This is a genomic window from Marinicauda sp. Alg238-R41, from assembly GCF_947331485.1.
Lineage (GTDB): Bacteria > Pseudomonadota > Alphaproteobacteria > Caulobacterales > Maricaulaceae > Marinicauda > Marinicauda pacifica.
In genome coordinates, this window is sequence record NZ_CAMZOJ010000002.1 from 580643 (window position 1) to 601916 (window position 21274).

Below are 21274 nucleotides of genomic sequence, written 5' to 3' on the forward strand. Positions count from 1 at the left end.
TTTCGTGTCTGGACACGGCTCCGGGGATGGTTCCCAGGAATGGCTCTGGAGGTGTGCGGTTTTGACCGGGAACGTTCGCCCGGCGGTCCGGGTTCTCGGCGTACTGGCTATGCTGAGAAGGGAGCTTCCCCCGCGATGTTCGTCGAGACCGTCAAGACCGAAGGACTGGCCCATCTCTCCTACATGGTGGGCGACGGCCAGTGCGCCGCCGTGATCGATCCGCGCCGCGATGTGCGCGTGTACGAACGCATCGCCCAGCGCCGCGGCGTGACCATCACCCACATCTTCGAGACCCACCGTAACGAGGACCTGCTCACCGGGTCGCAGAACCTGGCCAACCGCACCGGGGCCGAGGTGCTGCGCGGAACGACCGACGAGTATGACGTGCCCTACGCGCAGATGGTGCGTGAGGGCAAGCGGGTCGAACTCGGCCAGGCCAGCCTGACCGTCGTGGAGACACCCGGCCACACGCTGGATTCGATCTCGCTGGTGCTGCGCCACCACGAAACGGGCGAGAGCGCACTCGGCGTGTTCACCGGCGATGCGCTCTTCGTCAACGATGTGGGCCGCACCGACTTCTACCCGGACCGGGCCGAAGAGGTGGCCAACCTGCTCTACGATAGCCTGCACGAGAAGCTTCTGCCGCTCGGCGACCAGACAGTGGTTTATCCCGCCCACGGGGCCGGCTCCGTGTGCGGGCAGGGCATGGCGACGCGCGATTTCTCCACGCTGGGCTATGAGAAGGCGCATAACCCCCGTCTCCAGCTATCGCGCGAGGCCTTCGTCAAAGCCAAGACGGGCGAGCATCACGACTACCCGCCCTATTTCCGCAAGATGGAAGAGCTGAATGCGAGCGAGGGCCCTGGCTTGCGGGTCTGCCCGGTCCTGCCGGGACCGATCCCTGTCGATGCCTTCGCCCGCAAGCAGGAGGAAGGGATGCTGGTGGTCGACCTGCGCATGGCCGAAAGCTTTGCGGGGGGCCATGTGCCGGGCTCGATCTGCCTGCCGGCTGACATGATCGCCAGCTTTGCCGGCTGGGTACTGCCCTACGATACGCCGCTGGGCCTGGTCGCTGCGAGCGCGGAGCAGGCCGAACGCGCGGCGCTCGACCTTGCCCGGATCGGCTATGACAGGATCGAGGGCTATCTGAACGGCGCCGTGATCGGCTGGGCGAAGACCGGACGGCGGGTGGAGACTTTCGGGGCGATTGACGGGCCGGACTTCAAGGCGGCGCTCGACGGCCAGGCGGACTTCACCGTGCTCGACGTCCGCTCCAAGCCGGAAGTGGAGGAGGCGCGGGTCGAAGGCTCGACGCATATCTTCATCGGCGAGCTGACCGGCCGCCTCGATGAGCTGGACCAGACAAGGCGCATCGTCACGTTCTGCGGCTCGGGTCAGCGCGCCGCCATCGCGGCCAGCCTGCTTCAGCGCGCCGGATTTGAGGCTGTGAGCGTGAACTGGGGTTCGATGGCGGCTTGCCAGGCCCTGGGGTGCCGTCTGGAGCGCTGAGCGCGACCCTAGCCGTGGTTCGCCGCCTCGGCGCGCATCGTCACGATGGCCTCGCGGGCCAGCGCGTCGGCGCGTTCGTTCTCCGCGTGGCCGGCATGGCCCTTGATCCATTCCCACTTGATGTCGTGGCACTTCGCGGCCTCGTCCAGGCGCTGCCAGAGGTCGGCATTCTTGACCGGCTTCTTTGCTGACGTCTTCCAGCCATTGCGCTTCCAGTTGTGGATCCACTTCGTCACGCCGTCGCGGACATAGACGCTGTCGGTGACCAGGCGGACCTTGCTTGCGCGCTTGAGCGTTTCGAGCGCCCGGATCGCCGCCATCAGCTCCATACGGTTATTGGTCGTCTCCGGCTCCGCGCCGGAAATCTCCTTCTCGTGGCCGTTCCATTCGAGCAGCGCGCCCCAGCCGCCCGGACCGGGATTGCCCGAACACGCGCCGTCCGTGTGAATCGTCACCAGAGTCATTCTTCAAGGGCCTTTTCCAGCGGCAGGCCCTGGGCCCGGTAGAAGCTGAGCTTGTCGAAATAGCCGCGCTGATGGACGATCCTGCCGTCTGCGACATGGAATATCCCGCAACCGCGCAGGCCGAGCGGATCGGACCATTCGAGAATGGCCCGGTCGCCATCCACGAACAGGTTCTCGATCACGCAAACCATTCGGGCGCGGGCAAATTCTCGCTCGAACAGGGCGCGGATGGCGCTGCGTCCGTGCAGGGGTTCGTACGCGACCTGGTGGTTGACGGCGTCTTCGGCGTAGAGCCGTTCCAGCCCGTCGACATCGCCGGCATTGAAGGCATCGACCCAGGCGCGGACGACCTGTTCAGGGCTGGCGCTCATGTCGGCTTGACCTCGTACTTCCCGGACAGATCGCGAAGGCCCGCTTCGATCAGTTCGGCCAGAACTTCAAGGTCGATATCGGCCAGCGTCTTCACATAAAGGCATGATTTGCCATGGCTATGCTTGCCGAGCCGGTCCAGCAGGGGCTGATAATCGGTATAGCCGGGAAGGATGTAGATGGAGTGAGCGCTCTTGCGCGGCGAGAAGCCGGTCGCCAGGAAGTCGCCTTCGCGTCCGGACCCGTAACGGTAGTGATAGATGCCATAGCCGATCAGTGACGGGCCCCAAATCTGCGGCTGCCATCCCGTGACACGCCGGAAGAGCGCGTCCAGCGTGCGCGCTTCCTCGCGTTTGCGCTCAGGCTCCACCGCGTCGAGAAAAGTGTCCACGCTCTGCGCCGTTGGCTGGGTCTTGTTCCCTGACATTGCCGACATCCTCCCGAGGTTCAGGCGCCGCGCCGTGGCCCCGGCGTGGTCACGCGACTTCCTTGGGAAGCTTGAACACCACGTCTTCCTCGGCAACGCTGACGTCTTCGATCCGCACGGTGAAACGTTCGGCGACTGCGGCGAGCAGGTCCTCGACCAGATCTTCCGGCGCGCTGGCGCCAGCGCTGACGCCCACATGCTCGACCCCGTCAAACCAGGCCCAGTCCACATCCTCGGCCGAGGGGACGAGATAGGCCGCCCTGGCGCCGGCACGCTTGGCCACTTCGACCAGGCGGACCGAATTGGAGGAGTTCGCCGCGCCGACCACGAGTACCAGGTCTGCGCGCGCGCCAATGGCCTTCACCGCCTGCTGGCGGTTGGTGGTGGCGTAGCAGATGTCTTCCTTGTGCGGTGCCGCCATGTTCGGGAAGCGGCGCTGCAGCACCTCCACGATGGCGGCCGTATCGTCGACCGAAAGCGTGGTCTGGGTGACGAAGGCGAGATTGTCGGGATCGGCGGGGGTGAAGGCCTCGGCATCCTCGACGGTCTCCACCAGATGGATCGCGCCTTCGGGCAATTGGCCCATCGTGCCGATCACTTCGGGATGGCCGGCATGGCCGATCAGGATGATCTCGCGGCCGGTGCGGTCATGGCGCTGGGCTTCGACATGGACCTTGGACACGAGCGGGCAGGTCGCGTCGACGTAGAGCATGTTGCGTCTGGCCGCTTCCTGGGGCACGCGCTGCGGCACGCCATGCGCGGAGAAGACTACCGGCCGGTCGTCCGGGCACTGGTCCAGCTCCGACACGAAGATGGCTCCCATCGCCTTCAGCCGGTTGACCACATGCTTGTTGTGCACGATCTCGTGGCGCACATAGACGGGAGCGCCATAGCGTTCCAGTGCGCGCTCCACGATCTGGATGGCGCGGTCCACACCGGCGCAGAAGCCGCGTGGGGAGGCGAGAAGGACAGTCAGGTCGCGCGTTCGGGTCATGATTTCTCAGCTCGGCGGAGCGCTTGGCGTTGCCCTTGGGACAGTGCCATCGTAGAGACGATGTAACAGCGCACGGGCGCGCCGCAAGGGGCGTGTCCGGCTTTGAGCATTCACGTTACGTCTTCGGGAGACGCTTCATGCGCCGCATTGCCGCTCTGATCTGCCTTTCCATGCTCGTTACGGGCTGCCAGTCGGTGCGTGGCGTGGTCGAAGGCGATCAACCCAACCCGGGACCGTGCCCGACGGCGCTTTCCCTGTACGACGCCCACCGTGTCGTCAATTTTCACGGCGACGGGGTGGTCTATTCCAATGTCGGGTTTACCGGCGAAATCCTCAACGTGGTCAGCTTCTGCGAATATACCGACCGCGATGCCAGCCCGATCTCGATGGATATGGGCATCCGCATGGCGTTCGGCCGCGGCCCGGCGGCCAGCGGCCGTTCACACACCTATCAGTACTTCGTCGCCGTGACCCGGCGCGACCAGGCCGTGATCGAGCGTCAGGTCTATCCCGTCACCGTGGAGTTTCCCGCTGGCGTGGACCGGGTCGAGCTCGTGCAGGAATTCGAGAACATGGTGATCCCGCGGGCCGACGCCAGCACATCGGGTGCGAACTTCGAGGTGATCGTGGGCTTCGAACTGACCGAAGAGCAGCTCGAATTCAATCGCTCGGGCCAGCGTTTCCGCGTGACTGCGGGCAGCGGCAGCTAACAAGACGATACGCTTGATATGACCTCCATCACAGAAACGCTGAGCGCCTCACTCGGGGCGTCCTTCGCCGCTATGGGGCTTCCGGCCGATCTGGGCCAGGTCGCCGAGAGCGACCGCCCCGACCTGGCGCCCTATCAGTGCAATGGCGCAATGGCGGCCGCGAAGCTCGCGAAGAAGGCGCCGCGTGCCGTTGCCGAAGAGGTCGTCGCGCACTTCTTGCTAAGCCAGTCCGGTATCGAGGTCGAAATCGCCGGGCCGGGCTTCATCAACCTGACGCCGGCCGCCGGACTGTACAGCGCCCGGGCCAATCAGATCGCTGCCGACGACCGGCTGGGCGCGAGCCGCGTGGAGCGCGAGCGCATGGTGATGCTCGACTTCGGCGGACCGAACGTGGCCAAGCCGATGCATGTCGGCCATCTGCGCTCCTCGGTTATCGGCGACAGCCTTCAGCGCCTGTTCCGCTTCCGCGGCGACCGCGTGGTCAGCGATATCCATCTGGGCGACTGGGGCTATCAGATGGGTTTGCTGCTCACCGAACTTCAGGACGAGCAGCCGGACCTCGTTTATTTCGACGAGACCGCCGAGGCGCCTTTCCCGGACGAGCCGCCGGTGACGATCGAGGATCTGTCGCGCCTCTATCCGCAAGCGGCCGCCCGGGCGAAGGAAGACGAAGCCCGCGCCGCGCGGGCGCGGTCCGCGACCGCCGAGCTTCAGGCCGGCCGCGCGGGCTATCGCGCGTTGTTGCGCCATTTCATCGAGGTCTCGATCGCGGCGCTGAAAGCCGATTTCGAGGCGCTGGGTGTCCATTTCGATCTGTGGAAGGGGGAAAGCGACGTCGATCCCCTGGTGCCGGACACGATCGCACTGTTCGAGGAAAAGGGGATACTCGAAGAGAGCGAGGGCGCGCGCATCGTCCGCGTGGCGCGCGAGGACGACAAGAAGGAGCTGGCGCCGCTCATCCTGGTCAGCTCGAAGGGCTCCGCGCTCTACGCGACCACCGATCTGGCGACCATTCTCGACCGGCGGCGCGACTACGATCCCGACCTGATTCTCTACGTAGTCGATCTGGGTCAGTCCGACCATTTCGAGCAGGTCTTCCGCGCCGCGGTCCTGGCCGGCCTCGCCGGCGAAGGCGAGCTGGAGCACGTGAAGTTCGGCACGGTGAACGGGCCGGACGGCAAGCGTCTGCGTACGAGGGCAGGCGGAACGTTCCGTCTGGCCGACCTGATCGAGGAAGCCTATAGCCGGGCCCGTGCGCGCCTGAGCGAAGCCGGCCTGGGCGCCACGCTGGACGAGGCCGAGTTCGACCGGGTGGCGCGCATGGTCGCCAATGCCGCGATCCGCTTTGCCGATCTGCAGAATTACCGCACGACGAATTATATCTTCGAGCTCGACCGCTTCGTCTCGTTCGAGGGCAAGACCGGTCCGTATCTCCTCTATCAGGCCGTCCGGATCAAATCGATCATGCGCAAGGCCGCCGAGCAGGGGCTCGAGGCAGGCGAGATCGCTGCGGGCACGCGGGAAGAGACCGCGCTGATCCGGCGCCTGGACGGCTTCGACGCGGCGTTGACGCGCGCTTATGAGCTGCGCGCCCCGAACCATATCTGCGATCACGCCCACGCGCTGGCCCAGACGTTTTCCAGCTTCTATGCGGCCTGCCCGATTCTGCCGGAAAAGGACGAGTCTGTGCGCGCCAGCCGGCTCGCGCTGGCCGAGACCGTGCTCAAGCAGCTGGAACTGACGCTGTCCCTGATCGGACTGGAGACTCCCGAACGGATGTAGTGGCGCGTCCGCATCCCATCGCGATTGACTCCGCGTCCGGGCAAACTACCCTGCGGCGCAGCATCCGGGCCGTTAGCGGGCCGGGTACGAAAACTAAGGCCTCCTTGCGGGAGAGACCGGCCGAAGACGCCGGCGCCGAAGGCGCAACCGCCCCGGAAACGCTCAGGCAACAGGACCGCGAGGTATATGGCTGACGCTGGAAAGTGGATGCGAGCGGGTGACCGTCCGCCTCCCACCGAAGGAGCATGCGGCGCGGGCTGGTGAGCCCCCGGCCGAGGAATCTCTCAGGTCGATCAGACAGCGGGGGCGCGCCAACCGGATTTCCGTCACGGAATCCGGTTCGCCCCTGCGTGAACACATGTCTGGACCGGAGATGCCATGACCGACCAACCCCTGTTGCGAACCCCGCTATACGACCTGCATGTCGAACTGGGCGGGAAGATGGTCCCGTTCGCCGGCTACGAGATGCCGGTCCAGTTCGAGGGGATCATGGCCGAGCACAATCACACGCGTGAGGGTGCGGGCCTGTTCGACGTCTCCCACATGGGCCAGGCGCGCGTGACCGGTGAGGCCGGGGCGCTGGAAGCGCTGATCACCGCCGATCTCTCCGAGCTGGAGCCGGGCACCCAGAAATACACGCTGCTGCTCAATGACGAGGGCGGCATCATGGACGATCTGATGGTGTCGCGCCCGGACGAGGACGGCTTCTTCGTCGTCGTCAATGCGGCCACCAAGGGCGCCGATTTTGCCCATATGCGCGACCGGTTCGGACGCCGGGCCGAACTCATCGAGCTGAACGACCGCGCGCTGCTGGCCCTGCAGGGGCCGAAGGCGGGCGCGGTGATGGAAGCCCTCTGCCCGGACGCCGCCAGGCTGGTCTTCATGGAAGCGGGCCGCTTCACCCTGAACGGCGCCGACGTCTTCGTGTCGCGGTCGGGCTATACCGGCGAGGACGGGTTCGAGATTTCCATTCCCAACCACCAGGCCGAAGAGATTGCCCGCCTGCTGCTGGACGACGAACGGGTCAAGCCGATCGGGCTCGGGGCGCGCGACAGCCTGCGCCTGGAAGCCGGGCTCTGCCTCTACGGCCACGACATGGACGAGACCACGACGCCGATCGAGGCGTCCCTGACCTGGGCCGTGGCCAAGTCGCGCCGCGCCAGCGCCGATTTCCCCGGCGCGCGCAAAATCCTGAAACAGATCGAGGATGGCGCCTCGCGCAAACGGGTCGGATTCAAGCTGAAAGACAAGGCCCCGGCCCGCGAAGGCGCCGAGATCGCGCATGACGGCACGGTCGTGGGCATCGCGACCTCGGGCGGGTTCGCCCCGACCGCGGGTGCGCCCATCGGGATGGGCTATGTGCCTGCCGAGCTTGCCAAGCCGGGAACCGAAATCGAGCTGATCGTGCGCGGCAAGGCGCGCCCGGCCGAAATCGTCAAAATGCCTGTTGTGGCTCACCGCTTCTATCGCGGCTGATCCCTTCGACGTTCACATTCTCACGGGAGAGTTTCATGAGCCAGACCCGCTTCACCGAAGACCACGAATGGATCAAGACCGAGGGCGACGGCCCGGCCACGGTCGGCATCACGCCCTACGCAGCCGAACAGCTGGGCGACGTGGTCTTTGTCGAGCTTCCTGAAGTCGGCAAGTCCTTCAAGAAAGGCGACGAAATCGCGGTCGTGGAATCGGTCAAGGCCGCCAGCGAGATCTATGCGCCGGTTTCCGGCAAGGTCGTCGAGGTCAACGGCGCCCTGGAAGACGCCCCGGGCAAGGTGAATGAAGACGCGCACGGCGCGGGCTGGTTCTTCAAGCTGGAAGTCGCCGACGCCTCCGAGCTCGACGCGCTGATGGACGAAGCAGCCTACCAGAAACACGTCGACTAGATCGCGATGTTCAGCCCGCACCCCGCCTATGTCTGCGACAGCGCGGAGGCGGCTGCTTTCATGCGCCAGCATCGCTTCGCCACGCTGGTGGTGCAGGGGCCGGACGGGCTGATCGCCGCACGCACGCCGATGCTCGTGGAATGCGGCGCTAAGGGCGAGGTGAGGGCGCTGCGCGGCCATGTCGCCCGGGCCAACCCGATCTGTCCGGTCCTCGACGGCACATCTGAAGGACTGGTTCTGTTCTCCGGGGCCGACGCCTACGTCTCTCCGGGCTGGTATGCGAGCAAGGCCGAGACGGGCCGCGCCGTCCCGACGTGGAATTACAGCTCGGCTGAGGCGCGCGGCATCGTGTCGCTTGAGACCGGACGCGATCAGATCATCTCTGTCATCGACGCCTTGAGCGATGAGATGGAGGCCGACCAGAACCCGCCGTGGCGGCGAACCGACGCCCCGCCGGACTATATCGAGCGCCTGCTCAACGCGATCGTGGCGGTTCGCGTGGAGGTCAGGGAGGCGGCGCTGGTCAGGAAGCTGAGCCAGGACAGGACGCAGGCCGACTTTACGGGCATCGCCGATGCCCTGGCCGGCCGGACCAATCCAATTGCGCGGCAGGTGGCCGCGGACATGAATGAATTGCCGAGAAGGTGAGAGTTGACGATGCGCTATCTGCCCCTGACTCCGGACGACCGGACCCAAATGCTTGAAACGATCGGTGTGTCGTCTATCGACGCGCTGTTTACCGATGTGCCTGAAAGCGCGCGTCTGGACGGACCGGTCGACCTGCCGCGCAAGGCGACCGAGCTGGAGGTCGAGCGGGCCTTCGCCAAGATGGCCAGGAAGAATCTTTCAGCCGGGGAAGCGCCCTTCTTCGTCGGCGCCGGGGCTTACAAGCACCATGTGCCGGCCACGGTGGATCACCTGATCCAGCGTTCCGAATTCCTGACGGCCTACACACCCTACCAGCCGGAAATCAGCCAAGGCACGCTGCAGACCCTGTTCGAATTCCAGACCCAGGTCGCGCGCCTGACCGGCATGGCGGTCGCCAACGCCTCGATGTATGACGGCTCGACCGCCTGCGCGGAGGCCGTGCTGATGGCCAGCCGCGTGACCAAGCGCAAGAAGGCGGTGCTGTCCGGCAATCTTCATCCGCACTATTCCGCCGCCACCGCGACGCTCGCCAAATACATGGACATCGAGGTGGAGACCGAGGGCGCCGCGCCGGGCAGGGCCGACGATCTGGTCAAGTATATCGACGACGACACCGCCTGCATCGTGGTCCAGAACCCGGACGTGTTCGGCCATGTGCGCGACCTGACCGCTCTGGCCGAGGCCGCCCATGCCAAGGGCGCTCTGCTGATCGCTGTGGTGACCGAAATCGTGTCCCTGGGCCTGATGACGTCTCCGGGCGAAATGGGCGCGGACATTGTGGTGGGTGAGGGCCAGTCGCTGGGTGTCGGTCTGCAGTTTGGCGGGCCTTATGTGGGCCTGTTCGCCTGCCGCGACGACCGCAACTTCATCCGCAACATGCCGGGCCGCCTGGCTGGGGAAACCGTGGATGCGGACGGGCGCCGGGGCTTCGTGCTGACCTTGTCGACGCGCGAACAGCATATCCGCCGCGACAAGGCGACGTCGAATATCTGCACCAATTCCGGGCTGATGGCGCTCGCCTGGACGATCCATATGAGCCTGCTCGGCGAGAAGGGGCTGACCCAGCTCGCCCGCCTCAACCACGAGCGCGCCATCGAGCTGGCCGATCGCCTGGCCGGGATTGACGGCGTGGAGCTGGTCACCGACGCCTTCTTCAACGAATTCACCGTGAAGCTCACCCGTCCGGCCACAGAGGTAGTCGAGGCGTTGGCCCAGCGCGGCATCCTGGCCGGCGTCCCGGCCAGCCGGCTCTATCCGGGCCAGTTTGAAACCCATCTCATCCTTGCCGCGACCGAAACCAATACCGACGGCGATCTCGACGCGCTCGAAGCTGCTCTCAAAGAGGTGCTCTAACCATGGCCATGAACACGCAAGGACGCCCCTCCCGCCCCGTACATGCCCCCGATCCGGGTGCGTATAGCGAGACGTTTTCCGGCTCCAAGGGGCTGGACCAGGCCGAGCCGCTGATCTTCGAGCGCGGCGATTTCGACAATTGCGGCGTCGACCTGCCCGAACCCAAGGGCCTGAAGACCCGCCTCGACGGGCTGGAGCGCAAGTCGGCGATCGGGCTGCCCGGCCTCTCCGAGCCGGAAACGATGCGCCACTATGTGCGTCTGTCGCGCAAGAATTACGCGATCGACCTCGGGCTCTACCCGCTCGGTTCGTGCACGATGAAGCATAATCCGCGCCTGAACGAGAAGCTGGCGCGTCTTCCCGGCCTGTCCGACATCCATCCGATGCAGCCGCAATCGACCGTGCAGGGTGCGTTCGAGCTGATCGGCGAGCTCGCTCACTGGCTGATGACGCTGACGAACACGCCGTGCGTGTCGATGAGCCCGAAGGCCGGCGCGCATGGCGAGCTGTGCGGCATGATGGCGATCCGCGCCGCGCTGGATGCGCGCGGGGAAACCGGGCGCCGCCGCGTGCTGGTGCCGGAATCCGCGCACGGCACGAACCCGGCCACAGCCGTGCAGTGCGGCTTCGTGACCGATGAAATCCCCGCCGATGCGTCGGGCCGGGTCGACATGGAGGTCTTCAAGTCGAAGCTGGGCGACGACGTCGCCGCGATCATGCTGACCAACCCGAATACGTGCGGCCTGTTCGAGCGCGACATCAAGGAAATCGCGGACCTCATCCACGAGGCCGGCGGCTATTTCTACTGCGACGGTGCGAACTTCAACGCGATTGTCGGGCGCGTGCGTCCGGGCGATCTCGGCATCGATGCGATGCACATCAACCTGCACAAGACCTTCTCCACGCCCCATGGCGGCGGCGGGCCGGGCTCCGGCCCCACCGTCTTCTCCGAAGCGCTCGCGCCCTTCGTGCCGGTGCCCTACGTCATCCAGGATGGCGAGACCTGGGCCATGGTCGAGCACGAGCAGGAGGCGAAGGACCTGTCCGGCGGCGAGCCGTTCGGGCGTCTGGTCGCCTTCCATGGCCAGATGGGCATGTTCACCCGCGCGCTGTCCTACATGATGAGCCACGGCTCGGACGGGCTTCGCCAGGTAGCAGAGGACGCGGTCTTGAACGCCAACTACATCCTGGCGCGCCTGCGCGGTGAGATGACGGCCGCGTTCGAGGGCACGTGCATGCACGAGGCGCTGTTCGACGATACCTTCCTGAAGGATACCGGCGTTTCCACGCTCGATTTCGCCAAGGCGATGATCGACGAGGGCTATCACCCGATGACGATGTACTTCCCGCTGGTCGTGCACGGGGCGCTGCTCATCGAACCGACCGAGACCGAGAGCAAGGCTGGGCTGGATCGTTTCTGCGACACCCTGCTCAAGCTCACCGAGGCCGCCCGGGACGGGGATACTGGACGTTTCCTGAATGCGCCGGTCCACGCCCCGGCCAAGCGTCTTGACGAGACGCGCGCGGCGCGGTCCCCGGTCCTGACCTGGCGCGAGGACGAGACCGCGCAGGCGGCCGAATAGGCGCTACCAGATCCGGGCCGCAATCGGCGGTTCGCGCAGGAATGGGGCGGCCGGGAAGACCCGGTCGCCCCATTTTCGTGTCACGGCCAGAACGGGCCGCTCGAACAGGCGGAAGGTGAGCCCGGCCACAGCGATGGAGGCGAGGCTGGCGGTCGCAATGAAGATCAGATTGGGCAGCGGGCCTGTGTCCGGCACGAAACGGTCGACCAGGCGCACCAGCAGCGCGACCACGGGCAGGTGGGCGAGGTAGAGCGCGTAGGACCAGTCGCCGAGCGCAACGAGGGGGCCGGGCGTCTTCATCCGGTGATCGATCTCGAGCGTGACGACGCCATAGGTCGTCAGCGCCGCAGGCACGCCCCATATCCCCACACGCAGCCATCCCATGGGGATATCGGCAGGACCGGCCGGAGCGAGCCAGGCGAAGGAGCCGGCCCATAAGGCAAGCCCGGCCACAAGCGCCGCCGCGCCGAACCGGCGCCGTCCCGAGCAGACCAGCAAGCCGATTGCGCACCCGGCGATGAACTCCAGCGTGAGCGGATGGAAGGCCAGACCGGCGACCGCGCCCGAATAGGCCAGGCCGCTCCAGTGTGCCGCCAGAATGGCCGCGATCCAGACGGAGAGCGCGGGGACAAACAGCCGGCGCGGCAGGAGAAGCAGCCCGGCGAAGACCAGGTAGAAATACAGCTCGTGAATGAGCGTCCAGGCGACGAGGAGCACGGGCGGGCTGCTGACCGGCCACAAGGTCAGCGAGGCGAGCAGGTTCAGCTCGTCGAGCCCGCGCGTCAGGCTGCCCGGCATGACGAGATACCCGATCAGCACGAGCCCGGTGAACAGCCAGTAGGCCGGATAGATACGCGCCGCACGCTGGTAGAGGAAGCGCGCGCTCTGTGCGGGTGCCGCGCGGCCCATGCCGCGGGTCACATAGACCATGACGAAGCCGGAGATAACGAAGAAGAGGTCGACGCCGCTGGCCCCGGCCTGCAACCAGGCGGGAAGGAGCGGGGCGTCGAGGAAGCGGATCTCGTTCTGGGCCAGATGCCCGGCCAGCACAGCGAGCGCCGCCACCGCCCGCAGGGCCTGGACTGAGTAGAGGCGCGATACGATCAAGACCGTCTCCCGAACCGAGGACCGCGCAGCTTAGCGCCGCGATGAGCCGGAACAACTGAGCTCTTTTTGCATCAATGCGATACGATTCTCACGGCCTGTGTGATTGGCCTCGAATTCGACACGCCCGGGTCTTTCTTCTTTCATCCTTGATCCCCATCTTCGCGAAGGTGGGTTCGCGGCAAGAGCGCGCGTAATACCGAAGGACTGAAGTGCGTGGCGATGAACGAACCCTTCAAGGACAGGTGGTCCAATCCACTCGCTGGCGTGCTTCTCGTGCTTGTGCGCGGGATTGGCGCGGTCGTGGGTCTGTTCCTTCTGGTGATCTCGATTCCGTTGACGATCAGCCCGATTCCTCTGGGCATTCCGCTTTTTCTGGTTTCGATGATCCTGCTCGCGGCGACGTCCCGGCGCGCGCATCGTCTGATTACCGGCTTTCTCAAACGTCACCCCAAGCTCTGGTCCCGCGTCAAACATGTGTTCGGCGGCGATCACGACGATGAGGCCAAATCGGGCTAGCGCATGACGCTGGTTCTGAGCCTGTTCTCTTTCCATCTCGAGTTCATTCATAAGGTTCGCCAGCCAAGATGCCGCCGGGTGCGGCCACGTGGCGGGCCTGGGTGAGCTCCGCCCCGTGCCTTGGCGCGAGACCCATGAAAAAAGCCCGGAGCGATTGGCTCCGGGCTTTTGTCTTCGGCGGGATCATCAGATCTAGTTCAGCCGGTCTTTCAGTGCCGCGAGGTCGTCTTTGACGATCGCGTTGCGCTGGGCCTTGCTGAGCTTGGACTGCATCAGCTGGCCGGCGGCATCGACGGCCAGATCGGCGGCCCGCTGGCGGATTTCCTTGATCGCGCTGGCCTCGGCCTGCTCGATCCGGCGTTCTGCGAGCGCGCGGCGGCGCTCGATCCGCTGGGCAATTTCCTTCTTCGCGTTATTGCGAAGATATTCGGCTTCCTGGCGGGCCTGCCGGATGATCTCCTCGGCCTCGTCAGCCGCTTCCTGCTGGCGCCGCTCGTAGGAGGCCAGACGCTCCTGCGCTTCCTCGCGCAGGCGGCGGGCTTCGTCGAGTTCCTTGCGGATCGTCTCGGCCCGGCTGTCCAGCGCGTTGCCGACCGTCTTGTGCACGCCCATGAAGAAGAGCAAGGCAAAGAAAGCGATCAGGCCCAGGAAGGACCAGAAAGTTGTATCGGCCAGAAGCGACATCATAGCTTACTCCTTCGCTCCGGCGAGGACTTTGCGGGCCTCGTCGTCGGTGACGTCCAGACCGGCCAGATGCTGAGCCACCGCCACCGCGGTTGTCGCGGCAATCGTGTCCAGCTCGCCCAGCGCCTTCTGACGAAGTTCGCCAATGCGGGCCTCGGCTTCGTCCTGCTCGGCCTGCAGCTCGGCATCGACGCGGCTCATTTCTTCGGAAATGGACGCATCGGCGTCGGCCTTGGCCTCGGCACCGACAGACTGAGCGCGCGCCCGGGCATCGGCCAGGGAGCGTTCGTACTGCTTCACAGCGTCGTCGGCCTGCGACTTCATCTGCGAGGCGGCATCCAGATCGTCGGCGATCCGGTCGCGGCGTTCCTCGATCGCACCGCCAATGCGGGGCAGGACCCAGCGTGACAGCAAGAAGTAGAGAACGCCGAACGTGATCGCCAGCCAGAAGATCTGGGACGCGAAATAGGTCGGATCGAACGGCGGGAAGGCTCCCTCGGCGCCCGAATGGGCGGCGTCGGCAGCGTATTCAGCCGTCTCGGAATGGGTCTGCGGCGCCATACTGGCGAGCTCCATTCGAAAAAGTCGTCAGATAATTCCGGGCCGGGCGTCCGCCCAAGGACGGATCCCGGCCAGGAACAAGGCTATCACACAAGAGGTGCGATTAACCGACGACGTTGAAGATCAGCAGAAGCGCGATCAGCAGCGAGAAGATGCCCAGGGCTTCCGTCACGGCGAAGCCGAAGATCAGGTTACCGAACTGGGACTGGGCTGCTGCCGGATTGCGCAGGGCACCCGTCAGGAAGGACGAGAAGATGTTGGCCACACCGATGGCGGCGCCGAGCATGCCAAAGCACGCCAGGCCGGCACCGATAAAACGAGCTGCATCCGCTTCCATGGTTTGCTCCTTGAACTTGGATTTGCGGTTGAAAGGATGGTCTGGTGTTAGTGCCCCGGATGGAGCGCATCGTTGAGATAGATACAGGTCAGGATCGCAAAGACATAGGCCTGCAGGAAGGCAACGAGGAACTCCAGCGCCGTGAGCGCCAAAAGCATGAAGAAGGGCAGGACCCCGATGACGGCGTAGCCCGCGCCCGCGGCGCCAAGCATCACGATGAAGCCTGCAAAGACCTTCAACAGGATGTGGCCGGCCAGCATGTTGGCGAAGAGACGCACCGACAGCGAGATCGGACGTGACAGGAAGGAGATGATCTCCACCGGAGTCACGATGATGTAAAGCGGAAGCGGGATGCCGGACGGCGCGAACAGTTTCAGGAATTTGAAGCCGTTCTTGTAGATACCGTATCCCACAACGATGGCCATGACCAGCAGAGACAGGGCGAAGGTGACGATGATGTGGCTCGTCACCGTGAAGCCGTGCAGGCCCGGAGCGGGGAAATAGTGGAACATCCCCAGAAGGTTGGCCATCAGGATGAAGATGAAGAGTGTGAACACGAAGGGGAAGAAGCGCAGCCCTTCGGTGCCCGCCGTGTCGCGTATCATGCCCGCGACGAATTCGTAGAGCATCTCGGCCACGGACTGGCTGCGGCCCGGCACCAGCGCGCGGCGCGACATGGCCATCATCAGGCCTGCCACGGTCAGCGCGACGGCCACGACCATGAAGTAGCTCGAGTTGGTGAAAGACAGATCGAGGCTGCCGATTTTCAGCGGGAAAACCGGATGAATCTCAAACTGTGCAATCGGGTTGGTTGCGTCAGCCACGCCCGGCCCCTTGTCACGGCCCTTAAGAGCCGCCCTTCTGCTAATCCCGCGGGTCCTGACGCGATTCCGCGTCCTTGTCCCCTGCGGCGTTCACCTCTTGCGCCGCCCGCACCACATTCAGCGTGCCGGCCGCGAAACCCAGTAACGTCCCGACCATAATGCCCAGCGGCGCGGTACCGACAAACCAGTCGAAGGCAAAGCCCAGACCGATCCCCACCAGGACCCCCGCCATGAAGTCCGATCCATACCGAAGCCCAACAGCCCAGCCGCTGGCGCGGTTGCGGGCCTCTTCCTCGCTCCGGCGCGCATCGAGTTTGGCCTGAAGGCGTTGCTCGAAGTCGTCAGGATCTTTTGGAGCGTTGGACAGCGGTTTGTCTCGACAGGACATTGCAATCTGCGGCCTGCCGAGGGGGTCCCCGACAAGCGCGCGCACCGTATAAGCGAGGTTTGGCCAAGTCAAGCAAGGCCTGTGCGGAACCAAATCTTTGATTTGAAATGTCTTTTTTAGTCTACTCGGCCGCCAGCATCTCTTCGGCGCGTGTCAGGTTCACCGAGACGAGCTGAGAAACGCCGCGCTCGCCCATGGTCACGCCGAAAAGCCGGTCCATGCGGGCCATGGTGACGGGGTTGTGCGTGATCACCAGGAAGCGCGTATCGGTCTGCTTGCGCATCGCGTCGAGCATCTTGCAGAAGCGGTCGACATTGGCATCGTCAAGCGGCGCGTCGACTTCGTCGAGCACGCAGACCGGGGCGGGGTTGACCAGGAAGACGGCAAAGATCAGCGCCGCGGCGGTCAGGGCCTGCTCGCCGCCGCTCATCAGGGCCATGTTTTCAAGTTTCTTGCCCGGCGGGCAGGCCATGATTTCCAGGCCGGCCTCCAGCGGGTCGTCGCTCTCGGTCAGGCGTAGCTCCGCGCGCCCGCCTCCGAACAGGGTGGAGAAGAGCTCGCGGAAATGACCGTCCACGATCTCGAATGCCTCCAGCAGGCGCGCCCGGCCTTCGCGTGACAGCGTGTCGACGCCCTTTCTCAGGCGCGCCACGGCCTCCATGAGGTCGTCGCGTTCCTTCGTCAGCTCGTTTCGCTGGGTCTGCAGGGCCTCGGATTCCTCGTCGGCGCGCAGATTGACGGCGCCGAGACGTTCGCGTGCGAGCCGGGCTTCATCGAGACGGCGCTCGACCTCGTCGGTGCTCAGCTCGCCGTATTCGCTCTGGGAGACGCGCTGGGCCAGCGCCTGAGGTGTCTCGCCGGTGGCGTCCTCCAACCGTTCGGCCGTCTCGGTGCGCCGTTCGCGCGCCGCGGTCAGGCGTGCCCCCGCCGCCGCGCGTGCTTCGCGCGCACTGCCCGCTTCGCGCTCGGCTGCGCGCAAGGTTGAGTCGGCTTCACGCTGGGCGGTTTCGGCCTCGGCCACCTTGTCTCGCGCCAGGCGGGCGGACGACTCGGCCTCGGCGAGCTTGCCCAACAGAGCCTTGCGCTTTTCCTCGATGCCGGCCGGCAGGGCGCGGGCCTCTTCCAGCTGGCGTTCGGCTTCGCTGCGTTCGGTATCGATTTCCGTCAGGCGCTTGGCGGCCGATTGGGCCCGCCGTGTCCAGTCGGCATGTTCGCGTTCGATCGAGGCGATGCGATGGCGCCGGCCCTGACTGTCGCGCTTCACGGTATCGAGCGCCGCCCGCGCCTCGGCCGCCTGGGAGCGCGCGGTTTCGGTCCGCGCCCGGGCCTGGTCCAGGGCTTCCTCGCCGGCATCGCCGGTTTGGACGGTGCTCAGATGATCGCGCGCCTCGGCCAGCTCGGCGCGGGCCTGCTCGGCCTGTTCGGCCAGCGCCTCCGCATTTTCCACGAGGCTCACCCGCCGCGCTTCGTCGCGCACGGCCGCTTCGCGACCCTCCGACAGCGCCCGGTCAGCATCGCGCACGGCCCGTTCGCTGTTCTGGACGCTGCTCCGGGCCGAACCGAGCGCGGCTTCCGCTTCCTGCAGCCGTCCACGGCTTTCCTCTGCCTGCCCCTGCGCCAGTTCGGCGGCCTTGGTCGCCGATGCCAGCTCATGTTCGATCTCGCGCAGGCGGTTCAGATTCTCCAGCCGCGCCGCGGCCGGGGAGGGCGCTCCGGCGCTCGCGGCAAAACCGTCCCAGCGCCGCAGGGCGCCGTTCCGCGTCACCAGGCGCTGGCCGGGCTTCAGTTCGGCGGCCAGGCGGTCGAGATCGTCGTCCTCGACCACGCCGATTGCGGCCAGGCGCAAGGCCAGGGCATCGGGGCCGTCCACTACGGCGTTGAGCGGAGTTGCGCCCTTGGGCAACGCGCCGGCGCGCACGCCGGCCCCGCTCCAGCGGCGCGCGGCACCGTCCTCGAGACCAGCTTCAAGATCGTCGCCCAGAGCGGCGGCCAACGCCGTCTCGAAACCGGAATCGGCGCGGACCGCGTCGAGTGCCCGGTCTTCGGATTCGCCGGTATCCAGCATGCGTTCGAGGCTCTGCGCCTCGCGCTGCAGCGCCTTGACGTCGCCCTCGGCCGCGCGCGCCGCTTCCCGCGTCTCGTCGGCCCTCGTGCGTGCGGCGTCCAGCGCGGCTTCGCGCGCTTCAAACCCGGTGCGGGCCTTGTCCAGGGCGGACGAGGCAGACTTCACCCGGCCTTCCAGCTCCTCCAGAGCGGGGCCGCCACTGCCGGTAAAATTCTCGACGCGCTCGCGCGCGCTTTCCAGGTCCTTTTCGATCCGCTCCAGGCGGCGTTCGGCCTGCTCGACATCGCGCTGTGCGCCGTCGCGCGCGGCACGCGCCTGGGCGACCCGGTTGGATTCGCGGTCCAGGGCCGCTTCGGCGTCGGCGCGTTCGGTCTCTGCCTCCTGAAGCCGGGCCTCGGCGGCGTCGACCGCCTCGCGATCGCCACTGGCGGCGTCCTTCACCTCGGCCAGCGCGGCGTCGAGTCTTTCCAGCGCGGCTCTCGCTTCGCTCTCCAGCTCGCCTTCGCGGGTCTTCGATCCGGCCAGCTCGCCCAGCCGGGCGGTCAGGCGGGCGATGGTCGCCTCCAGCGTATCGAGCTCGCGCTCCAGCTGGTCGCGTTCGCGGTCGAGGCGGCGTTCCGCGGCGCTGGCTTCGGCCTCGGCCTCGCGCAGGGGCTGAAGCCCGGCCTGAACCCGCTCGGCATTGGAGGTGGCCGAAGCGGCCAGGCGAATCGCCTCTTCGGCGACGGCCTCGACCTGTTTCAATTCCTGCTCGGCTTGGTCCACGGCCTCGCCGGTATCGCGGTAGCGGCGCAGCCAGACCAGGGCCTCGAACTCGCGGATCTCGGCGGAGAGCTTGCGGTAGCGCGAGGCGTGGCGAGCCTGACGCTGGAGGGACTGGAACCGGCTTTCCAGGTCGTCCACGACGTCCTGCAGCCGGTCGAGATTGGCCTCGGCGGCGTTCAGGCGCAGCTGGGCTTCGCGCCTGCGCGCGCGCAAGCCGGCGACCCCGGCGGCTTCCTCGAGCACGCGGCGGCGGTTTTCCGGCTTGGCGGCAATGAGTTCGTTGATCTGGCCCTGACGGACCAGGGCTGGTGAGTTGGCCCCGGTGCCCAGATCGGCAAAGAGGAGCTGCACGTCCTTCGCGCGCACTTCCTCGCCATTGATCCGGTAGTCGGAGCCCTTGCCGCGCGTGATGCGGCGCACGACTTCCAGGGTGTCGGCGTCATTGAAGCGGGCCGGCGCGGTCTTGTCGGTATTGTCGACGTGGAGGGTGACTTCGGCCTTGTCACGGGCAGGACGGCTGTCCGTACCGGAAAAGATCACGTCTTCCATGCCGCCGCCACGCAAGGATTTGGCGGACGTCGCGCCCATCACCCAGCGCAGGGCTTCGAGAAGATTCGACTTGCCGCAGCCATTCGGACCGATCACGCCGGTCAGACCCGGGTCGATATGCAACTCCGCCGGGTCGACGAATGACTTGAAGCCGACCAGACGCAGCTGGGTGAACTTCAATCAGACCTCCAAGCGCACCGCCGCCGGGTTGACCCGGTCATGTCTTGCGGTGCCACATCCACGCATTTCGCGCCTAGCTTTCGGCGCGAGCCTTGAAGTAGGCAATGATTCGGTCGAAGGCGTCGCCTGTAAACTCGGCCGGGATCGTCCCGTCCGCGTCCTCGATCGGATTGCCGTCGACGGCAAACACGCTGCCATCGCCCTCGGGTGCGCGCATCATCTCGACGCGATCGCCGTTGATCACGAAGCTCGGTGTTGCGGTGATGCCGTTATCGACGGCGGTCTGGTTGGCGGCCTGAACCTCGGCCAGCAGGGATTCGTCCTGCATGCAGCCCAGGAATTCCTCTTCAGAAAGCCCGACAGAGCGGGCAATCGTGACGAGCTGGCTTTGCGCCGTGCCGTTCTGCATCGCGGTGAACAGTGCGCGCTGCTGCTCGAACAGGATGTCGAGCACGTCGAAATAGCGTTCTTCGGGAGCGCACCGCGCCAGCATGAAGCCGGCCACGGCCAGTTGCGGCTGGCCGGTAATCATTTCGCGGAAGACGAAGCGCACATCGCCGCTTTCGACATGCTCCTCGATGGTCGGGTAGACGCTTTCGTGCCAGGTCGCGCAATGGGGACAGGCGACCGAGGCATACTCGACAAACACGACCGGCGCGTCTGCGTTGCCGATGGCATGGTCGCTCTCGGTCTCATAGCTGCTGCGCCCGGCCTCGTCGGAGCCGTTCGCGCCTCCGCCACACGCTGAAACAAGAAGGCCGGCGCCGAGAAAGGCTCCGGCAAAGAGGCGGCGGGTCAGGGTCATCGCGTCAACTCCGTTGGCGTCTTGGATCGTTCGAACCGTGAATATCGGACCGGACTTTAATCAAGCCCGAGCGGTCGGCGCCACCTCTTTGGTCACGCGAGCCGCTCACGTGCGGGTCGGGCCGGGCCCGGGCCAGTCGCCTTCCCGGCTGTTGATCTCGCTTTCCCAGCGGTTTAGCAGCGCCGAGAGCCGCGCCTTGGGGTCCTGGGGCAGGGCGGGACCCTCCACCACCTTGACCACGCGGGTGATGCGCGGCGCGCGCCGGCCCGGAGCCGGCGCCAGAGAGCCTTGAAGGATGCGCAGGCGGGCCGGCCGGCGCCCGGTATATTGCGCGACCCGGTCGAGAATCCGCGCCGATTGCGCCTCGATCAGGGCTGCCGCCGGGCCGCGCGCAGTAATCACCAGGGTCGACCCGGCCGCGCCGCCCTGGAATTTCTCCGGCTGGCTCCACTGGGCGAGCTTCTCGCCAACGATTTCCTTCCAGTGACCGCTCAATTCGTTGGCCGCTGTTCCAAACTGCTTGGCCAGCGGCTTTGCGATCCGTGCGGCCGCCCGTCCTGCGCTGGGCGTGAAGCCGCGCACCGGCTTGCCACGGTGTTCCTGCGCCCAGTCCAGGGCCTCGCGCGCGGCGTCGGCCTCGCGGCTGACGCTCACGCGGTGCCTCGCGCCGGTGCGCGCCGTGATTGATGGACGTCGTGACTTCATGCTTTCCAGTGTGCGGGTGCGCAGGCGCACTGGCAAGATGGCGGAGCGGCACGGTGGGACGCAACG

At 66.1% G+C, this 21274-nt stretch carries 22 protein-coding genes and 1 riboswitch; of the genes, 9 read left to right on the forward strand and 13 right to left on the reverse strand.

The window, feature by feature from the left end; translation table 11 throughout:
- The first annotated feature begins 135 nt into the window (after positions 1-135).
- The gene (locus PGP17_RS11335) at positions 136-1509 is read left to right on the forward strand and encodes an MBL fold metallo-hydrolase (protein ID WP_270375457.1); all 1374 of its coding nucleotides are present in this window, start codon (positions 136-138) and stop codon (positions 1507-1509) included.
- An 8-nt stretch (positions 1510-1517) separates the two neighbouring features.
- Here the strand turns inward: PGP17_RS11335 and rnhA are convergent, their stop codons facing one another.
- Genes rnhA through ispH form a run of 4 tightly spaced genes read right to left on the reverse strand, consistent with a single transcriptional unit; the run spans position 1518 to position 3763 of the window.
- Positions 1518-1973, reverse strand: a complete 456-nt coding sequence (gene rnhA, locus PGP17_RS11340; protein ID WP_270375458.1) for a ribonuclease HI — start codon at positions 1971-1973, stop codon at positions 1518-1520.
- Positions 1970-2344 (reverse strand): nuclear transport factor 2 family protein, encoded by a 375-nt coding sequence (locus PGP17_RS11345; protein WP_270375459.1) that lies wholly within the window; start codon positions 2342-2344, stop codon positions 1970-1972. The genes rnhA and PGP17_RS11345 overlap by 4 nt, the downstream gene beginning before the upstream one ends.
- The gene (locus tag PGP17_RS11350) at positions 2341-2769 is read right to left on the reverse strand and encodes a DUF1801 domain-containing protein (protein ID WP_270375460.1); all 429 of its coding nucleotides are present in this window, start codon (positions 2767-2769) and stop codon (positions 2341-2343) included. The genes PGP17_RS11345 and PGP17_RS11350 overlap by 4 nt, the downstream gene beginning before the upstream one ends.
- Before the next feature lie 49 nt (positions 2770-2818).
- On the reverse strand, positions 2819-3763 hold the full coding sequence (gene ispH, locus PGP17_RS11355; protein ID WP_270375461.1) for a 4-hydroxy-3-methylbut-2-enyl diphosphate reductase: 945 nt from the start codon (positions 3761-3763) through the stop codon (positions 2819-2821).
- A 137-nt stretch (positions 3764-3900) separates the two neighbouring features.
- Between ispH and PGP17_RS11360 the strand changes: the two genes are divergently transcribed.
- The 7 genes from PGP17_RS11360 (at position 3901) to gcvPB (ending at position 11722) form a co-directional block, all read left to right on the forward strand.
- Positions 3901-4473 carry a hypothetical protein gene (locus PGP17_RS11360; protein WP_135944049.1) on the forward strand — a complete coding sequence of 191 codons (573 nt, stop codon included), beginning with the start codon at positions 3901-3903 and terminating at the stop codon, positions 4471-4473.
- 18 nt (positions 4474-4491) lie between these two features.
- Entirely contained in the window at positions 4492-6255 is a 1764-nt protein-coding gene (argS, locus tag PGP17_RS11365) for an arginine--tRNA ligase (RefSeq protein WP_270375462.1), read from the forward strand.
- A gap of 97 nt (positions 6256-6352) precedes the next feature.
- Positions 6353-6443: riboswitch (glycine riboswitch) on the forward strand.
- 190 nt (positions 6444-6633) lie between these two features.
- A complete protein-coding gene (gene gcvT, locus PGP17_RS11370) occupies positions 6634-7731 on the forward strand; it encodes a glycine cleavage system aminomethyltransferase GcvT (RefSeq protein ID WP_270375463.1) in 1098 nt (365 codons plus the stop codon).
- 35 nt (positions 7732-7766) lie between these two features.
- Entirely contained in the window at positions 7767-8138 is a 372-nt protein-coding gene (gene gcvH / locus PGP17_RS11375) for a glycine cleavage system protein GcvH (protein WP_135944046.1), read from the forward strand.
- 6 nt (positions 8139-8144) lie between these two features.
- On the forward strand, positions 8145-8786 hold the full coding sequence (locus PGP17_RS11380; RefSeq protein WP_270375464.1) for an FMN-binding negative transcriptional regulator: 642 nt from the start codon (positions 8145-8147) through the stop codon (positions 8784-8786).
- Positions 8787-8795: 9 nt separating this feature from the next.
- Positions 8796-10139 carry an aminomethyl-transferring glycine dehydrogenase subunit GcvPA gene (gene gcvPA, locus PGP17_RS11385; RefSeq protein WP_270375465.1) on the forward strand — a complete coding sequence of 448 codons (1344 nt, stop codon included), beginning with the start codon at positions 8796-8798 and terminating at the stop codon, positions 10137-10139.
- Positions 10140-10141: 2 nt separating this feature from the next.
- Positions 10142-11722 carry an aminomethyl-transferring glycine dehydrogenase subunit GcvPB gene (gene gcvPB / locus PGP17_RS11390; protein ID WP_442915151.1) on the forward strand — a complete coding sequence of 527 codons (1581 nt, stop codon included), beginning with the start codon at positions 10142-10144 and terminating at the stop codon, positions 11720-11722.
- 3 nt (positions 11723-11725) lie between these two features.
- Here the strand turns inward: gcvPB and PGP17_RS11395 are convergent, their stop codons facing one another.
- On the reverse strand, positions 11726-12829 hold the full coding sequence (locus PGP17_RS11395) for an acyltransferase family protein (RefSeq protein ID WP_270375467.1): 1104 nt from the start codon (positions 12827-12829) through the stop codon (positions 11726-11728).
- 219 nt (positions 12830-13048) lie between these two features.
- Between PGP17_RS11395 and PGP17_RS11400 the strand changes: the two genes are divergently transcribed.
- Positions 13049-13345: a hypothetical protein gene (locus PGP17_RS11400; protein WP_270375468.1), complete on the forward strand. Its 297-nt coding sequence runs from the start codon at positions 13049-13051 to the stop codon at positions 13343-13345.
- 192 nt (positions 13346-13537) lie between these two features.
- On the opposite strand, the gene PGP17_RS11405 is transcribed toward PGP17_RS11400, so the two are convergent.
- From PGP17_RS11405 to PGP17_RS11440, 8 genes are all read right to left on the reverse strand, one after another.
- The gene (locus tag PGP17_RS11405) at positions 13538-14032 is read right to left on the reverse strand and encodes a F0F1 ATP synthase subunit B family protein (protein WP_135944040.1); all 495 of its coding nucleotides are present in this window, start codon (positions 14030-14032) and stop codon (positions 13538-13540) included.
- Positions 14033-14035: 3 nt separating this feature from the next.
- Positions 14036-14605, reverse strand: coding sequence for a F0F1 ATP synthase subunit B (locus PGP17_RS11410; RefSeq protein WP_270375469.1), 570 nt, complete (start codon positions 14603-14605; stop codon positions 14036-14038).
- Between the two features lie 88 nt (positions 14606-14693).
- Positions 14694-14927, reverse strand: a complete 234-nt coding sequence (locus tag PGP17_RS11415) for a F0F1 ATP synthase subunit C (RefSeq protein WP_135944038.1) — start codon at positions 14925-14927, stop codon at positions 14694-14696.
- A 47-nt stretch (positions 14928-14974) separates the two neighbouring features.
- Complete coding sequence (locus PGP17_RS11420) at positions 14975-15751, reverse strand: F0F1 ATP synthase subunit A (RefSeq protein WP_270375470.1); 777 nt, start codon at positions 15749-15751, stop codon at positions 14975-14977.
- 40 nt (positions 15752-15791) lie between these two features.
- Positions 15792-16139, reverse strand: a complete 348-nt coding sequence (locus PGP17_RS11425) for an AtpZ/AtpI family protein (RefSeq protein WP_135944036.1) — start codon at positions 16137-16139, stop codon at positions 15792-15794.
- A gap of 121 nt (positions 16140-16260) precedes the next feature.
- Positions 16261-19698: an AAA family ATPase gene (locus PGP17_RS11430; RefSeq protein WP_270375471.1), complete on the reverse strand. Its 3438-nt coding sequence runs from the start codon at positions 19696-19698 to the stop codon at positions 16261-16263.
- Positions 19699-19771: 73 nt separating this feature from the next.
- On the reverse strand, positions 19772-20503 hold the full coding sequence (locus PGP17_RS11435) for a DsbA family protein (protein WP_270375473.1): 732 nt from the start codon (positions 20501-20503) through the stop codon (positions 19772-19774).
- A 105-nt stretch (positions 20504-20608) separates the two neighbouring features.
- A complete protein-coding gene (locus PGP17_RS11440) occupies positions 20609-21157 on the reverse strand; it encodes a DUF721 domain-containing protein (protein ID WP_270375475.1) in 549 nt (182 codons plus the stop codon).
- Between the last annotated feature and the right edge of the window lie 117 nt (positions 21158-21274).

Bases quoted from the DNA above. Each gene is read 5' to 3' on its own strand.
- PGP17_RS11335 (WP_270375457.1), top strand. From the start codon at position 136: ATGTTCGTCGAGACCGTCAAGACCGAAGGACTGGCCCATCTCTCCTAC.
- rnhA (WP_270375458.1), bottom strand. From the start codon at position 1,973: ATGACTCTGGTGACGATTCACACGGACGGCGCGTGTTCGGGCAATCCC.
- PGP17_RS11345 (WP_270375459.1), bottom strand. From the start codon at position 2,344: ATGAGCGCCAGCCCTGAACAGGTCGTCCGCGCCTGGGTCGATGCCTTC.
- PGP17_RS11350 (WP_270375460.1), bottom strand. From the start codon at position 2,769: ATGTCAGGGAACAAGACCCAGCCAACGGCGCAGAGCGTGGACACTTTT.
- ispH (WP_270375461.1), bottom strand. From the start codon at position 3,763: ATGACCCGAACGCGCGACCTGACTGTCCTTCTCGCCTCCCCACGCGGC.
- PGP17_RS11360 (WP_135944049.1), top strand. From the start codon at position 3,901: ATGCGCCGCATTGCCGCTCTGATCTGCCTTTCCATGCTCGTTACGGGC.
- argS (WP_270375462.1), top strand. From the start codon at position 4,492: ATGACCTCCATCACAGAAACGCTGAGCGCCTCACTCGGGGCGTCCTTC.
- gcvT (WP_270375463.1), top strand. From the start codon at position 6,634: ATGACCGACCAACCCCTGTTGCGAACCCCGCTATACGACCTGCATGTC.
- gcvH (WP_135944046.1), top strand. From the start codon at position 7,767: ATGAGCCAGACCCGCTTCACCGAAGACCACGAATGGATCAAGACCGAG.
- PGP17_RS11380 (WP_270375464.1), top strand. From the start codon at position 8,145: ATGTTCAGCCCGCACCCCGCCTATGTCTGCGACAGCGCGGAGGCGGCT.
- gcvPA (WP_270375465.1), top strand. From the start codon at position 8,796: ATGCGCTATCTGCCCCTGACTCCGGACGACCGGACCCAAATGCTTGAA.
- gcvPB (WP_442915151.1), top strand. From the start codon at position 10,142: ATGGCCATGAACACGCAAGGACGCCCCTCCCGCCCCGTACATGCCCCC.
- PGP17_RS11400 (WP_270375468.1), top strand. From the start codon at position 13,049: ATGAACGAACCCTTCAAGGACAGGTGGTCCAATCCACTCGCTGGCGTG.
- PGP17_RS11405 (WP_135944040.1), bottom strand. From the start codon at position 14,032: ATGATGTCGCTTCTGGCCGATACAACTTTCTGGTCCTTCCTGGGCCTG.
- PGP17_RS11410 (WP_270375469.1), bottom strand. From the start codon at position 14,605: ATGGAGCTCGCCAGTATGGCGCCGCAGACCCATTCCGAGACGGCTGAA.
- PGP17_RS11415 (WP_135944038.1), bottom strand. From the start codon at position 14,927: ATGGAAGCGGATGCAGCTCGTTTTATCGGTGCCGGCCTGGCGTGCTTT.
- PGP17_RS11425 (WP_135944036.1), bottom strand. From the start codon at position 16,139: ATGTCCTGTCGAGACAAACCGCTGTCCAACGCTCCAAAAGATCCTGAC.
- PGP17_RS11435 (WP_270375473.1), bottom strand. From the start codon at position 20,503: ATGACCCTGACCCGCCGCCTCTTTGCCGGAGCCTTTCTCGGCGCCGGC.